Source organism: Idiomarina sp. 28-8 (genome assembly GCF_000320945.2).
Lineage (GTDB): Bacteria > Pseudomonadota > Gammaproteobacteria > Enterobacterales > Alteromonadaceae > Idiomarina > Idiomarina loihiensis.
Map to the genome: position 1 here is coordinate 14985 of NZ_DF266790.1, position 15439 is coordinate 30423.

Annotated in this window: 15 protein-coding genes; 12 read left to right on the forward strand and 3 right to left on the reverse strand. The window is 44.8% G+C overall.

The annotated features are described in order from the left end of the window. The first annotated feature begins 29 nt into the window (after positions 1 to 29). The 4 genes from RJ32_RS14490 (at position 30) to RJ32_RS04830 (ending at position 5385) form a co-directional block, all read left to right on the forward strand. On the forward strand, positions 30 to 365 hold the full coding sequence (locus tag RJ32_RS14490) for a hypothetical protein (RefSeq protein ID WP_082815440.1): 336 nt from the start codon (positions 30 to 32) through the stop codon (positions 363 to 365). A gap of 650 nt (positions 366 to 1015) precedes the next feature. After that, the gene (locus RJ32_RS04820) at positions 1016 to 3949 is read left to right on the forward strand and encodes a TonB-dependent siderophore receptor (RefSeq protein WP_235598918.1); all 2934 of its coding nucleotides are present in this window, start codon (positions 1016 to 1018) and stop codon (positions 3947 to 3949) included. Positions 3950 to 4223: 274 nt separating this feature from the next. Next, positions 4224 to 4790: a FlgO family outer membrane protein gene (locus RJ32_RS04825; RefSeq protein ID WP_034819560.1), complete on the forward strand. Its 567-nt coding sequence runs from the start codon at positions 4224 to 4226 to the stop codon at positions 4788 to 4790. A gap of 13 nt (positions 4791 to 4803) precedes the next feature. Further along, positions 4804 to 5385 (forward strand): FlgO family outer membrane protein, encoded by a 582-nt coding sequence (locus tag RJ32_RS04830; RefSeq protein WP_034819565.1) that lies wholly within the window; start codon positions 4804 to 4806, stop codon positions 5383 to 5385. Positions 5386 to 5416: 31 nt separating this feature from the next. Here the strand turns inward: RJ32_RS04830 and RJ32_RS04835 are convergent, their stop codons facing one another. Continuing rightward, on the reverse strand, positions 5417 to 6730 hold the full coding sequence (locus RJ32_RS04835) for an ATP-binding protein (protein WP_034819722.1): 1314 nt from the start codon (positions 6728 to 6730) through the stop codon (positions 5417 to 5419). A 124-nt stretch (positions 6731 to 6854) separates the two neighbouring features. After that, on the reverse strand, positions 6855 to 7577 hold the full coding sequence (locus tag RJ32_RS04840) for a DUF1499 domain-containing protein (RefSeq protein WP_034819568.1): 723 nt from the start codon (positions 7575 to 7577) through the stop codon (positions 6855 to 6857). 162 nt (positions 7578 to 7739) lie between these two features. Here RJ32_RS04840 and RJ32_RS04845 point away from each other — a divergent pair, with 162 nt between their 5' ends. The 4 genes from RJ32_RS04845 (at position 7740) to RJ32_RS04855 (ending at position 9314) form a co-directional block, all read left to right on the forward strand. Beyond that, positions 7740 to 8105, forward strand: coding sequence for a type II toxin-antitoxin system RelE/ParE family toxin (locus RJ32_RS04845; protein WP_370543291.1), 366 nt, complete (start codon positions 7740 to 7742; stop codon positions 8103 to 8105). 1 nt (position 8106) lies between these two features. Then, a complete protein-coding gene (locus RJ32_RS04850; protein ID WP_034819570.1) occupies positions 8107 to 8409 on the forward strand; it encodes a helix-turn-helix transcriptional regulator in 303 nt (100 codons plus the stop codon). A 157-nt stretch (positions 8410 to 8566) separates the two neighbouring features. Next, positions 8567 to 8731 carry a hypothetical protein gene (locus RJ32_RS15055; protein ID WP_162839780.1) on the forward strand — a complete coding sequence of 55 codons (165 nt, stop codon included), beginning with the start codon at positions 8567 to 8569 and terminating at the stop codon, positions 8729 to 8731. Beyond that, the gene (locus tag RJ32_RS04855; RefSeq protein ID WP_034819574.1) at positions 8721 to 9314 is read left to right on the forward strand and encodes a Fic family protein; all 594 of its coding nucleotides are present in this window, start codon (positions 8721 to 8723) and stop codon (positions 9312 to 9314) included. Before RJ32_RS15055 ends, RJ32_RS04855 begins: the two co-directional genes overlap by 11 nt. 74 nt (positions 9315 to 9388) lie before the next feature. Here the strand turns inward: RJ32_RS04855 and RJ32_RS04860 are convergent, their stop codons facing one another. Further along, positions 9389 to 10180, reverse strand: a complete 792-nt coding sequence (locus tag RJ32_RS04860; RefSeq protein ID WP_034819577.1) for a DUF547 domain-containing protein — start codon at positions 10178 to 10180, stop codon at positions 9389 to 9391. Between the two features lie 156 nt (positions 10181 to 10336). Here RJ32_RS04860 and RJ32_RS04865 point away from each other — a divergent pair, with 156 nt between their 5' ends. The 4 genes from RJ32_RS04865 (at position 10337) to RJ32_RS04880 (ending at position 15438) form a co-directional block, all read left to right on the forward strand. Then, positions 10337 to 12646, forward strand: coding sequence for a TonB-dependent siderophore receptor (locus tag RJ32_RS04865; RefSeq protein WP_034819580.1), 2310 nt, complete (start codon positions 10337 to 10339; stop codon positions 12644 to 12646). Between the two features lie 62 nt (positions 12647 to 12708). Continuing rightward, a complete protein-coding gene (locus tag RJ32_RS04870) occupies positions 12709 to 12963 on the forward strand; it encodes a type II toxin-antitoxin system Phd/YefM family antitoxin (protein WP_082815442.1) in 255 nt (84 codons plus the stop codon). Next, the gene (locus RJ32_RS04875; RefSeq protein ID WP_034819583.1) at positions 12953 to 13240 is read left to right on the forward strand and encodes a type II toxin-antitoxin system RelE/ParE family toxin; all 288 of its coding nucleotides are present in this window, start codon (positions 12953 to 12955) and stop codon (positions 13238 to 13240) included. Before RJ32_RS04870 ends, RJ32_RS04875 begins: the two co-directional genes overlap by 11 nt. Positions 13241 to 13245: 5 nt before the next feature. Beyond that, positions 13246 to 15438 carry an FAD-dependent oxidoreductase gene (locus tag RJ32_RS04880; protein ID WP_034819587.1) on the forward strand — a complete coding sequence of 731 codons (2193 nt, stop codon included), beginning with the start codon at positions 13246 to 13248 and terminating at the stop codon, positions 15436 to 15438. Position 15439 lies beyond the last annotated feature (1 nt).

Below are 15439 nucleotides of genomic sequence, written 5' to 3' on the forward strand. Positions count from 1 at the left end.
ACGACGAGGACAATTAACCTCGGTTGCGTATGGCCTGCAGTGAAGTTGGTATCAGCTTGCGTACTTGCAAACGCTGGTATAAAAACGGCGAGATCACTGCCGATAAATGCCCAGAGGCAATATGGCCTCAACCAGTGAACAGGTTGTCAAACACTGAGCAGGAAACGATACTTGCAGTGTGTAATGAAAAGTGGTTTGCCAGTTTACTGCTGACAAAAATCGTACCGGCCCTGCTGGGTAACGGTGTGTATTATGCTTCAGAATCGACGTTTTATCGTTTACTGAAGCACCATGGTCAGCTCCACCATCGAGGCAGCAATGTTGCTCCCAAAGGCAGTAACACGCCCGGCCACGTTTACATCTGATGGCTTCTGTCAGGTTTTCTGTTGGGACATCACCTATTTATCGAGTAATGTGCGTGGTCAGTTTTATTACTTATACATGATCGAAGATATCTTCAGCCGAAAAATTGTTGGCAGTGAAGTCTACAAGCAGGAGTAGGGGAGCTTGCGGCGCAATTACTGCAGCGTACCTTGGTAAGAGAAAATAGCTTACATACCGGCGTTGTATTGTACTCTGATAACTGTGCGCCGAGAAGTCACAAACAATGAGGATTAAAGCGTATGAACTTGGTGTCACCACATCGTACAGCAGACCAAGAGTCAGTAACGATAACCCGTTTGCAGAATTATTTTCAGAACCTGCAAATACCGGCCTGAATGACCATCTTGGGGCTTTAAGAGATCGGTCACAGGAAAACTGTGATAACCTATGTTAGAGCCGCTCTCATATACAGTCACTTGGACTTCGTTTCCCGGTTATACTCGCGAAACCACTATCAAGGTCTACTAAAACTTGAAAATTAGAGGGAACTCGGAGAGAAGCTATCTCGTAGACTCATTCTATTTGAAACAAAATAAATACTAAAAGTTTACAATCTTTTAACTTCCTGCTAGATTCTTTTATACTTCATATAAGAAGCAACATAATAAAAATGTTCCAGGGAGTTTTACTCATGAAGAATACACTTTTTAAACGTACGCTTACAGCAGCGGCAGTAACTGCTGCTATGGGTTTGGCAGCGCCTGCCATCGCTCAGCAAGCAGATGTAACCTCGAGTTCAGAAGAAGAAGTTGTTAACTCTGTATCAGAGCAACGTCAAGCCGAAAATCAGGATGTTGAAAAAATCCAGGTAACAGGTTCGCGCATTGCGCGTATTGGTGCAAGTGCGCCATCACCGGTTACTGTTATTAGCGGGGATGATTTGGTTCAAACGGGGGCTATGAACATTGGCGAAGTGCTGAGTCGTTTACCGGCATTAGCTACTACTTACACCCTTGCGAACTCTGGTCGTTTTATTGGTACGGCAGGTATAAGTTCACTGAACCTTAGAAATATGGGGACCGACCGCACTTTGGTCTTAGTCGATGGCAAGCGACATGTAGCCTCTACGCCAGGTTCAAGTGCTGTGGATACTAATACGATTCCAAGTGCGTGGGTTGAACGTGTTGAGATTATTACCGGTGGTGCGTCAGCTGTTTACGGTGCGGATGCGGTAACCGGTGTTGTAAACTTTATTCTTAAGAAAAATGTTGAAGGCCTTGATGTAACTGCAACTCGAGGCTACGCAGAGAACAGTGATTACAGTAATGAAAAGTACACATTTTCGTATGGCACAAACTTTGCTGATGGGCGAGGAAACATTGCGTTTTCAGCAGAATATAACGCTCAGGAATCCCTGAATGCGTTAGACAATCCTTGGACGGCAACTTCATACGGAACTTTCCGTCATGATGATCTTTATGAGCCTCGCACGCAAGCGCAGATGAATGATCCTGCGTATCCGGATAATTTTACGTTGCCGAATGCCGGGTATTATTGGATTTCTAATCCGGGTACGGTTTGGGACGACGGTAGTGAGTCTGGAATTTACGAGGTAATGGGTACATTTAATCCGAATGGCAGTTATCGCGATATTTATACTGGCAACGTTGTCAATCCCAGTGGGGAATATTGCCAAGACTGTGATTTTATAAACCTTAATCAGTATCTGGAAGTGCAGCCGGAATTTTCTCGTGCTAATTACAATTTAAAAGGTAATTACGAGATTACGAATGACATGAATTTCTATTATGACGCTAAGTACGTGAAGAGTGAGGGTGAAAATATTGGTCAACCGTATTTTGGCTCTCATTATTTTTCCCGGGATAATGCCTTCTTACCTGAAGGTTTGGCACAGACAATGGATGAGCGTGGCGTATCTACCCTTGCGATGAGCAGAATGTATAACGACGTTGGTCGCCGTATTGAGCAAAATACTCGTGAAACAACTCGTGCCGTAGCTGGGCTCGAGGGTATGTTAAATCAAGACTGGTCTTATGACGTGTCAGTGGTTTGGGGGAAATCAGAGATTGAACGTGTGAACGGTGCTAATGTTATCTTGCAGAATATGGATTGGGCAAGAGATGCTGTTGATGACGGTAGTGGGAATATTGTTTGTCGTAGTGAAGAAGCACAAGCTGATGGGTGTGTTCCAATTAATCTGTTTGGGGATGGTCAGCCGAGCCAAGATGCAGTTGACTATGTAACAACAACATCAGTAGGTACCTCAGAAATTGAACAAGTGGTTTTCAATGCGACATTCAGTAATTCTTTTTTGTATGAATTGCCTGCTGGTTTTATTGGTTTTGCCGGTGGTGTCGAGTACCGTGATGAATCGAGTGTAACGATTGAGGATGAATTTACAAAAACAGGTGCAACCTTCTTTAATGCCTTGGGGGAAACTGACGGTTCGTACGATGTTTCAGAAGTATTTGGAGAGGTGACAGTACCTTTATTGGCTGACGCACCATTAGTGCAACAATTGAATCTAGATGCTGCAGTCCGTTATGCAGACTATTCCACCATAGGCGGTGCAACAGCCTGGAAATTAGGCTTAGACTGGACTATCAATGATGAGTTACGTTCTCGGTTCACATATTCAGAGGCCATTCGTGCTCCTAATATTGATGAACTGTTCTCAGGCCAAAGCCAATCGTTCGCCGGAGTCGCCGATCCGTGTAAAGTGTCAAACTTGGCTAATCAAACCGAAGAAAGTAGAGCTCAACGTGAAGCGAACTGTGCTGCATTAGGTGTTCCTGCTGATTTTGACTCTAATTATGATAGTGCAACTTTAGAAACATTAGTTGGCGGTAACCCGGATTTACTGGAAGAAACATCAGAATCGATAACGGCAGGTATCGTTTATTCGCCATCTTGGTTTAAGGGGTTCAGTGCAACCGTTGATTACTGGGAAATCGATATAGAAGATACAATTAGTAGTATAGGATTTCAGACTGTTCTGAACCGCTGTGTGGATGCTGGATCTATCAATAATCAATTTTGTGATTTGGTAGATCGTGATTCTGCAACAGGTGAAATCACATTGATGCGCGGTTTTGCTCTTAACATTGCACGCTCATTAAACTCAGGTGTTGACTTTGAATTGGGTTATGATTTTGATGCATTAGGTGGCCAATTTCGTACTAATTTAATTGGTACTTATGTTATTGAAGCAAAAGATTATCCTTTTGCAGATGAACCGGAAAACTATACGGACTATGCTGGTGTGACAGGTGATCAAGAGCTACAAATGCAGTTGAGTGTCAACTATATGATCGATGACTGGGCTTTTGGTACTCGTACTCGTTTCTTAGATGGGGTTGACCTTTATACGCCAACATCTTTAGAAAACAATCCAAACCCAAGTAACTATATGGAGTATGGAAGCTATGCCGTAACTGATGTAACGGCTGGTTATGAGTTTGACAATGGTCTGGGCTTGACTTTGGGGATAGATAACTTCTTCAACCGTGGTTTGCCAGGGACAACAACCGGCACTGGAGCTGGTTCTGCGATTTACGACAATATAGGTCGTTTTGCATACTTGCGTGCGTCATTTAATTTCTAATTTATATATTTTTTCTGGAACGTTAGAAATGTAATCAATTAGAGTTAAATAATTGAATTTCCTTTATTTATAGGCTATTCCGGTTAGTTAAGAAAGTTAGTTGATCGGTTGTTCTATCTTTTAAAGGTCTTAAATCCGTAGTCGAAGCTTTTTGACTACGGATTTTTTTATGGCTCATCGAGCCGTTGCGTAGTCGACTTTCCAAATTTCCCTAAACCTTCCTCCCGCCCAGCCGATAACAAAACATAAGCTACTATTCGTATAAGGTTAATCTATGTTTTATCGAATACTATTTCTGTTTTTTTCTCTTCCACTTTTCTTGCTTTCAGTTGAGGCAGCGGCAAGCAGTAATAACCCGCACGAAGCTATCGCCGATGATCTGGCAGAGCAATTAGCTGCGCAACTTGCGCAATCAAGTCAGTCAGACAATCAGTCGAATATTGGCATAACTCGTTGGGTGCTATCGGAAACGCTAAAACAGCCGGAACAAGGTGACTCGTTAAACAAACTAAGCCATCAGTTGAGCGAAAGCATTTATGCGCACTTTAAAGAGCGCAACTTAAGCTTAGTAGAGTTTCGAGCCCAGAACTATATTTCTATTGGAGAAGAAGGTTCAACCATACTTTCTCGTGATGTCGAAACCCTTGAGCAACACCCTGAAGTTGACTGGGTCTTGGTAGGAACTCTCTCCCGCAAAGACGCCGGTACTATGGTTAATTTGCGTATTATTGATCGTCGCAATCAGGAAGTTTTGGCAGCGGCTAATCGCTATGTCCCTAAACACCTGTACTGGCCAAATAAGCAAGCTGAGTTGGTCAATGGCCGTTTACAACGTCATTAAAAGAGGCACTGTCATGAAGTTATTCGTTTTTACAGTAATTGCAGCTTTTTCATTAAGTGCCTGCACGGTGTTACCTGCTAAACAAGAAGTCGCGAAAACTCCAGTGAGCGAAGAAGCGGACTACGCACAGCCTGATAGTGCTAAATTTAGCGCGCAACTGGCTGAGCAGTTAGTGGATAATGCAAGTATTCGCTTGAATACAGCGAAGGTCGGCATCACTAACTTGGTTGGCGTAACCAGTCAGTATGATGAAAGTTCAGCGTTAAGTCAGGTATTGTCTGAACAACTGCTGCTTGAGCTGCATCGTCGCGAACTTAGCGTGCTGGATTTCAAAGCAACTGATTTCATTCGTGTAACGCCGAAAGGTGACTTTGCGTTGACTCGCGATTATCTGGAGCTGGACGAAGTTATGCCAATAACTCATGTATTAGTCGGTACATTGTCGCATCATCGTGACGGTGTAATGGTTAACACTCGGTTAGTTGATATCAATACGAAGGTGGTGGTGAGTGTGGCCCAGATTTTTATTCCGGAAGCAGTGGCTCGACAGTTAGACGAAAGTTACGGGGAGCCGATACTGCGCAAAGCTCCGTAAGTAATTAGACTCCCGAGTTAGGCTAATGAAATTATAAAAGCTTTGTAACATATTGAGTAAAATATAAAGGCAGAACAAAGTGCTTTTTTTCAGTAGCGGGTGAACCTTGAGTTCCTGTCAGCTTTATCGTTTTTTCTGGTTGGCACTTGTTAATGTATGACTGAAGAGAGCGTGCTTTTGTTCGGCGGCCGCTTTTAACTTCGACAGGAATGATGTTGCCAAGGCTGTCGCTCAGCAAAAACTCAATTTCTGAGCGAGCGTCGTTCCACGAAAAGCTCGGCTCAATACCTAAAGCTGAAAGTTCCTGTGCAACAAAGTTTTCAGCGATATACCCCTTGTATTGGTAGCTTTGTTGCTTTATCTCTTTGTAGCCTGTATTTAGCATGTGGTTGAGTAAACCAACATCGAACAAGAACAGTTTTACCCGGTTCTCTTTCTGATAAGCTGCTAGCGGTGACTTGGCTTGTCCTTCTATCGGAAAATTTTTTAATACCAACCGGCATTTGTGCAACCAGCTTATAGCACTCTCAAAGTCAGAGTAACGAGATTTTTTGTCGAAAACGTCTTTAAATTTAAATCGCTTTACCGAATCATCCCGAACGGCTGAAAGTTGTGCCGGAATGCTACTAAACACAGACTCAATAAGTTGAGCATTGGTTTTTCCTGAATATTTGCCAAAATCGCGTAAGTAACCATTAATGAGGTTTTCATGTAGCTCAGAAATCGCTTCTGTTTTACTAATGATGCTTTCTTCTGAGTTTGCAAACCAGCGAGACACGGCTTCGGGCATACCGCCTGTGAAGTAATAGTCAGTTAACTTGTGAAACAGCTGTTTGTGCGCGGCTGTTGAGTCTAATTGTTTTTCAAAGGCTTTAATTAAGGGGGCCTCCCCTGATGCCCAGAGAAACTCCTGGAAGGTCAAAGATTGCAGGTTGTGCTGTTCGACTTTACCTACAGGAAAGGAAGTTAATAACCCGATATTTGATCCGCTGGCAGTGACGAACATGTTGGGGGCTTTTTCAGCAAAGTACTTTAGCGAAGTGACCGCTCGGGGGCACTCACCAATTTCGTCTAAAATAAGCAAATCGGAATGAGCGTTAAACTCTTTGCCAGTAATGAGTTCGATGTTTGATAGAACATCTTCTGGCGTTAAAGAGTCCTCAAATGCATCAGCCAGTTCAGGGGTTTCTAAAAAGTCGATACGGACGACATTTTTAAAGTGTTGCCCCAAAAGCTCTTTCAGCAAATAGGTTTTACCTGTCTGGCGAGCGCCGTCTATAAGTAAAGGCTTTCGTTGCGGCTTGTTCTTCCATGCAAGTAGTTTCTCAAGAAGTACTCGTTGCATATAGCGACCCTTGATGTAGACATTAACAGCCGCCATTACACTTCATTGCGCGTAAAAGTGCAAGTTTTAACTTTTTTATGCGCATAAAAGTGAGATATTGTACGCTTTTGTGCGCATAAAAGTGTTATTTAAACTGTACTGTCAATTCACTCATAAACTCACGAATACGTTCAGCATTTTTTCCCACATCGCTACGACCCACGCGTGACTTACTGCGAATATCCAGCTCACTGCCACCAGCAGTTTCGCGTATGCGTATAACAACGTCGTCTTTAAAACCGAACCAGGTAGTGGTGGCTGTCGCTTCTATCCGGCCTTCGGCTTCTGAACTTTCCACTAGCTCCCAGCGCATCTTATCAACGGCTAATAATGCAGCCGAAAAAAGCTCACTGGGTGACTCCAGCGACTGGTAGGTTTTCAGCTCAGCATACGCTTCCTGCTGTTGTTTCGCTGTCTCTTCTCCGGCGTATTCAGCCGGGTTAGGGGCATCTGCGCGTAGCGGAGCAATGGCAACGAACTCGGGTGGGTTCTGGGTATCTGTTGTTATGTCGTGAATGGCAGGCACATTCTGCGCTTTCAGGTACTGACTGAAAGGCATGTAAAAAGCAAAACCTCCGGCAATAATGGCTAAACCACTAAGCCCCGCAACAAGACCTTTCGGCCGACTAATAAAGTACCAGATAATATTCAGAACAAAGGTGGCCGCGCCAATATAGGCGGCCCAGCGTAGTAGTAAAAATGCCGTGCCAAGCTCCGCGGTGCCGCTTTTGTATAAAGGCCCGGATATAGCAAGCAGCACGACAGATAATAAACCCAGAAGAATAAATAAACCGTGTAACGCTTTCATAAAGACACCTTAAAGTAATGTTGCCTGCTATTACGTCACTACATTGGGCTTGGGTCAACGGGAATTTTATTATCAACTCTCACATTAGAGGACAATAACGTAGAAAACTTGACAATAGCCTAAATGCTATATACCTTTAAGGCTATAAACATGGAAGCTTAAATGAGAAAATATATGTGGCAAGTCAGAACAACGGATGTGTTCGACAATTGGTATGACGCTTTAGATAGTATTGATCGGGAAAATGTACTGGCATACATGATATTGCTGAGAACAAAGGGACCAATGCTTAACCGCCCTTATGCTGATAAGGTGAAAGGCTCTTGCCACCATAATATGAAAGAGCTTCGAGTTCAGAGCAAAGGTAATCCGATAAGAGTGTTTTTTGCATTTGATCCTGTCCGAGATGCCGTTTTGCTATGTGCAGGTGAAAAGACAGGTAACGAAAAACGATTTTATAAAGAAATGATACCGGTAGCTGACAAAGAGTTTTCAAAGCACCTGGACGATTTAATGAGAGGTAATTGAAATGGCGAGAACATTAGAGCAAATACTTGAAACAGAAAATGAGGATATTGTAGTCAATGCAGAAGCTAAAGCAGAGGCTATGCTGCTTGATATCCATTTAGCTGAAGTTCGTATGCTTATGAAAAAAACGCAAAATGATATGGCTAAAGCGCTGGGCGTTAAACAGCCCACTATAGCTAAAATGGAAAAGTCGGGCCGTGACGTAAAGCTCTCAAGTCTAAAGCGTTATATTGAAGCTGGCGGCGGTAAAGTGCGTTTGGATATTGAGCTACCAGACGGCCAGCATCATAGATTTGAAATTTAAAGCGGCAGGTTTGTAGTGTCGTTATATTTCCGGCAATTCATAATATTAGCTGTGAAGTTTGAATGCTTTAACCGTGTTTTATGTGGATTATTTGGTCAAACGGCGCCATGACATATAACCGCTTTTACGGTATAATTTGGCTTATATAGGAGGCATTATGACTAATACAATTTCTTCTACGGCTACGGCAGAAAAAAAGAAAGCAAAGTTTATCCCCAAAATGGAAAACTTTAGAACCAGCCTAATGTACGAAGGGCTAACGTTGAAAAATATAGACGAAAATCAGTCTATTGCGGCACTAAAACGCAAGTATGCGCGATAAATACGGGGTAGCACAAGATAAGTATTGCTACCCTGGAACGGATGTTCTCATTAATCTGCTGGATATCCGGAATGCGGATAAACTGGCCGAAGCCGAAATTGAGTTTACTGCAGAGCGTTACCGGCTCTATCAATCCCCTCAAGCGACTATTCAACAGTTCACGTTTGAACACTTAAAAACGCTCCACCACCATTTATTTCAGGATGTATACGAATGGGCGGGTGAAGTTAGAGATGTTGATATATCCAAAGGTGAAACACGATTTTGCACTTGTACGCGCATAGAACCTGAGGCTAAAAAGCTATTCAAAAATATTTCTCAATTAGAAAATGCCCAAAGCCACGAATTATTTATCGAGCAAATTGCGGATTTATTTTGTGAGATAAATCTATTGCACCCCTTTAGAGAAGGAAATGGTCGCGTACAGAGATTCTTTTTTGAAGAAATGTTGTTTGCATTGGGATATGACGTGACTTGGCCCCTTATCTCTCGACAGGAATGGATTGAGGCTAATATAGCGGGGGTTAATCTGGATCTTACTCTTCTAAAAAACATTTTTAATCAGGCCATTACAGAATTATAAAAGCTTTGTAAAATACAAAGGCAAAACAAAGTGTTTGTTCTCAGTCACCGGTGAACTTTGAGCTCTTGTCAGCTTTAGCGGTTTTCTAAGTTATTTAACTTCCAGTTATAGTCAACAAAACGAATATCTAAAGACTGGAAGTTCTTATTATCACCGTTACCTGAACCATCGGAAAGAGCTCCAGAATAGGTTCTCAGATAGTCTCGAAGCCCGTCAAAATCCTCCCGGTACCAGTCAAAAATCTTTGACAGATAAATGCCTTTATCATCAATACCATTCCTATCGCGGTCGCTCAAAAAAGTGATCATCTGGTTTTCTAATTGAGTTTCCAGGAGTTTACCGGTAAAGGCTTCCGCGCGCAGCTTAGGGCAGCTTGCTGCTGCGCAGACTAAAGCGGCATGTATGCGGGGCTCGTCAAAGTCGCCCCGAATTTTTTCGTGCTCAACCCAATCCAAAGTACGTTTTTCACCTAGTAGCGTAAAAAACGACTTCTCCCATGGGCTGGAAAATAGCCCGCCTAAGTCGCGAATCGAATCAGCCTCGCCGGACTCAAATTTATCGATATTGTCGATAATAAGCTGCAGGGTAAAACCGTTGTATGCATTGATTAAAAAAGCCAGTTGCTGCTCATGCGTCCAGCTTTCATACTGTCGGGGCTCAACTGCAGACAGCGATGCGAGATACTTGTCCAGAGGCTTTCTGTTTTGAGCTAACTCAGGGTAATTAACCGCAGACTTTAAACCTTCATCATAGACCTCAACATGATCGTTCAGAACATTTGTAAAAGCGGTATGAGACGGGTCAAATGACTGTGCGGATGCCGCCATCTGAAAAACTAAGCCTAAAATAAAGAGTATCGCTCGCATTACATGTTCCTGTCTTCGGGTTACTATGTTTTCTACTCTTTGATTGTAGGGCATTAATTTAAAAACAGATCATCAATCTTGAAGCGATTCTGCGTAATCGAAAAATACAAAAACTGCGTATAACCACAGTCAATAAAAAGCAAAGGGAAAATAAGAATGAAAAAGTGGTGGTGGCTAGGGTTCTTGCCGTTAACGGCGATGGCACAAGAAAAACCAATGGAAGTTATTGAGGTTATTGGTCGCGACGACGGAAGTGTTGTACTGCCATCGGAAGAAACAACCGAAGGTCTGTTTGGTTTAGCGGAAAGCTTGCAGGAAATTCCCCGCGCCGCCACAGCTATTAGTTCGTCGTTAATGGAAGAAGCCGCCATTAATGACTTACATGACATTGCGCGTTTTGCGCCTAACAGCTTTGCCGCGGCGGGGTTTGGTAACCCATCATTACCTACCATTCGCGGCCAACTGGGCGAGTTATTTGAAGCGGGCATGCGCCGTCAGGCCGGTAACAATGGGCTTGGTATTCCCATGTCGTTTAACGCCATTGAAGGTATCGCTGTTGTTAAAGGCGCGCCGCCGGTCATGCTGGGCACCACACAACGCGTGGGTGGTTTTGTCAATTTGCAGCCCAAAACCGCCCGTCTGAGTGAATCGGACTCCACCTTAAAAGCCCAATTTGGCGAGTGGGAGCAGTATCGTTTGCAGCTTGATCATAACTGGGTGTTAAAAGAGAATGAGCAAGGCCTGCGGGTAAGCGCCGAATATGTGGATGAAGATAGCTTTTACGACTTTCATCAGCACCGGAGTAATGACCTTTTGCTGGCGTATAAGTTTGCGCCTAACGACGACACGCTGTTGGATATTTCCTTAGAGTATTATGACGTTGACTGGACAGACAACGCAGGCATTAACCGGCCAACGCAAAACCTGATAGACCATAATTTGTACATTACCGGTCAGGGTGTTCAGCCAAATGGTTCGAGGGTTCCGGGGGCTGGGGCTGTTGTTAGCCCAACCGGAGAGGTTCGAATTGACCGCAGTACCACGTTAACTGACCCGCTCGACACCAATACCGCTGAAACCACTTTGTTGCACGCAAAACTTCAGCATTGGCTGAACGATGACATGGTGTTGGTTAACCGCACGTATTATCAGTATTTAACCCGCGAAGGCATTAACCAGAACAGTTTTGTTGAAATTATTGATGGCGCTCACACCTTTGAAAACCGCACCGAACTGCACATAAACAAGAAAACGGTCGTAGGAGTTAACTTACGAATTAACGATGTACTGGGTTACAGCCAGTTCTCAACCGAGGCGGATAATCCTATTGACTTGACGGGTCCACTCAGTAACCGCCGCATTCCATTAACTAATGATCAGAAAGCCAGCTTAATTGAGTTGCGTCCTGATCTCTGGGTCTCGCCGGGTAGCCAGTACGACATTGACGGCGATGGCGCGGGCGATTTTATTACGTCAGACACCACCGACTCAAAAAGTTATCAGTGGGGTGTTTTCGCTCAACACGAGCTGGATATTACGGACAAATGGCGAGTCACCGGTGGCGTAAGAGCCGACTATTACGACGTGGACGCAAAAGACCCTATTCCACCTCAAGATGTTCAAGCAGCGAGTGATACCTACAGTGACTGGCTAACCGCGGTAAGTTTATCAACTCAGTACAACTGGACGCCCGATCTGACATTCTATGCAACCGCCTATGAGAGCGACTCTACGTCGAACGCGATGGCGGGTGGTACGGTATTAAATGCCGCCGGTGAAATTGATTCGCAAAACTTTGCCACAGAGAACTCGCTTTATGAACTGGGCGTGAAATACGCGCCAAGTGATGCCCGCTGGTATGCAGACGCTGTGGTCTTTGACCAGAAGCGAAGCTTACGCAACCGTGATGGCTCTAACAGCGGTATTCGCACCGAGGGTTTTGAAACTCAGTGGCACTACAGCCATGAAGCCGGTTACTGGCTAACTCTTGCAGCCAGCTATATTGATGCGCACTATGACAACTCAACAGCGTCGCAGGGTACAGGTCAGGTGGCCGATGTGTTTGATGATTCAAGCCCCGATATTATTGAAGGTACAGGTATTGGCTCGCCGAATTTCACCGCGTTTCCTACGTCAAACCAACAATTACAGGGCATTCCCGAAGTACAGGCGTCAGCGGTTGCTGGTTGGCAGATAACCCCTGAATGGTCGGTCGGTGGTGATTTAAGTTATACCAAGCACTACCCGCTAGATTATCTGCAAACGGTGTTTATACGTGACCAGCACACGCTAAACCTGAACGCACGTTATCGCTTTGACGAGCAGTTAAGTGCCCGTATTGATGTGTTCAATGCTACCGATCAGGACAACTGGTCACCGGTATTTGAAGGCGGTTACTTTGGTGCAACCCTGGCCTTTCCGTCGCAGCCAAGACACGCGCGTTTGAGTGTTGATTACAAGTTTTAAAACTGGAAAAGCAGATTAAATGACCTATAATAAGACCTGTTAAAAGTCTTTTTGGAGGTCATGTGAAATCAGTTAGACCCATTTATGCACGCAACTCAACTAGCATTAGTGAGTTGAAAAAGAATCCAATGGCGGTTGTTGAAGAGAGTCACGGTGAGCCGGTGGCTGTATTGAACCGGAATCAGCCCGCATTTTATTGCATTCCGGCAGCAACCTATGAAGCGTTGATGGAAGAGCTGGAAGACAGGGATTTACTGGAGCTAGTTAAAAAACGCCAGCATGAAGATGAAGTCGAGGTGAACATCGATGATTTATAAGCTGACGTTTAAACGTTCAGCTTATAAAGAATGGAAAAAGTTGAACAAGGATGTTCAGGCGCAATTTAAAGCCAGGCTCAAGCAAAGGCTTGAATCACCTCATGTCCCGGCGTCTCGCTTAAAGGGAATGGATAACTGTTACAAAGTGAAATTGCGAAAACTGGGTTATAGATTGGTTTATCAAGTAAGAGATTCAGAGCTTGTGGTTACTGTTGTAGCTGTGGGGAAACGAGACAAAAACAGAGTGTATATTAGCGCTCACAAGAGATTGGATTAATCTTTATGTCATTAAAAAAGCTGTTGTTGCTGTTGGTTATTGTCGCGTTATTTATCAGCGCTTTTGTGTTTGATTTAACGCAGTATCTGTCTCTGGATGTACTAAAAGAAAAGCAGCAACAGCTTAACCAGCTTTTTATTGATTACCCATTTCAGGTCTTCGCCATCTATTCTGTTGTTTATGTGGCGAGCACGGCGTTGTCACTACCCGGTGCAACGATTCTGACGCTGGGCACCGGCGCTATATTCGGGCTGGGCTGGGGCTTGCTGCTGGCCAGTTTTGCCAGCTCATTTGGCGCATTCCTCGCTTTTTTAAGTGCCCGTTTTATTCTGCACGACTGGGTGCAGGAAAAGTTCGGTGAGCGCTTAACCGCCATTAATCGCGGAATGGAGCGTGACGGCGCGTTTTACTTGCTCAGCCTACGGTTGGTTCCGCTGTTCCCGTTCTTTGTTATTAACCTGGTTATGGGTCTGACTAAAATAAAGGTCTGGACCTTTTACTGGGTAAGCCAGCTAGGCATGCTGCTGGGCACCGCTGTATACGTTAACGCAGGAACCCAGTTAGCACAGATATCCAGCTTAGGTGATGTGGTTTCAGCAGATTTAATTGGTGCTTTTGTTTTACTGGGCATATTCCCGTTAATTGCCAAAGCGGTACTGGCCTTTGTGAAACGTCGTAAAGCCTTTAAAGGCTATAAAAAGCCTAAGTCTTTTGACAATAATTTGGTGGTTATTGGCGCCGGTTCAGCAGGGTTAGTCAGTGCTTACATAGCGGCCACAGTAAAAGCAAAGGTTACCTTAATTGAAAAGCACAAAATGGGTGGTGACTGCCTGAATACCGGTTGTGTACCTTCAAAAGCTTTACTTCATGTGGCCGAACTTGCTCATAATGCGCGTAACGCCTCAAGTGCGGGGGTTCACGTTGGTGAGGTCTCGGTTGATTTCAAGCAGGTTATGCAACAGGTGAAGTCAGTTATAAAAGACATTGAGCCGCACGACTCGGTTGAGCGCTACACCAAATTGGGAGTAGACGTTGAGCAAGGCGATGCGCGCATTGTTTCACCCTGGGAAGTTGAAGTGACCAGCAATGTTGAAGGTAAGAGCGAAACCAAACGCATAACCACTCGCAGTATTATTATCGCGACCGGGGCGAAGCCGTTAGTGCCAGACTTTGAAGGGCTGGATAAGGTCGACTACGTAACCTCAGACACCCTCTGGGAGTTAGAAGAGCTGCCTAAACGCTTATTGGTATTGGGCGGCGGGCCTATTGGTTGTGAGTTATCTCAGGCGTTTCAGCGTTTAGGTTCACAAGTTACTCAGGTGGAAATGGCCGAGCGGCTTATGGGCCCGGAAGACGCCGACACAGTAGAACTGCTAACGCAGCGTTTAACGGCAGAAGGCATTGATATTAAACTGAGCCACAAGGCCTTGCGCTTCGAGCAACACAATGGCGAGTCCGTGCTTATTGCTGAGCAGACGGTTGATAACGAAAGTGTTGATAACCAGAATGTCGACCAAAGCAAAGAAGTTGAGATACCCTTCGACAAGGTGTTAATTGCGCTGGGGCGGCAACCCAATATATCGGGCTTTGGTCTGGAAGAGCTTGGCGTGCAAACCAACAAAACGGTAAGTACCAATGAGTTTTTGCAAACCAACTTTCCGAACATTTACGCCTGTGGTGATGCTGCCGGGCCTTATCAGTTGACTCATGTGGCCTCGCATCAGGCCTGGTATGCCTCGGTGAATGCCTTGTTTGATCCTTTCAAAACCTTCCGGGCGGACTACTCTGTTATTCCCTGGGTCACTTATACCTCGCCGCAGGTAGCAAATGTGGGTTTAACCGAGCAGCAGGCGAAAAAAGCCGATAAACCGTACGAAGTAACCGAGTACGACATTGGTGAACTGGATCGTGCCATTGCCGATGACAGCGCCTATGGGAGGGTGAAAGTGCTGACCAAACCGGGTAAAGACGAATTGCTGGGTGTGAATATTGTTGGCCCGCAGGCCGGCGAACTACTGGCAGAATATGTGCTGGCCATGAAACACGGCATTGGCCTGAATAAAATACTGGGCACCATACACAGTTATCCGACTCTGGCAGAGGCGAATAAATACGTGGCCGGTGAATGGAAACGAGCCAATGCGCCGCAGAAGCTGCTAACATGGGTTGAGAAATTTCATCGCTGGCGCCGGAGTTAAA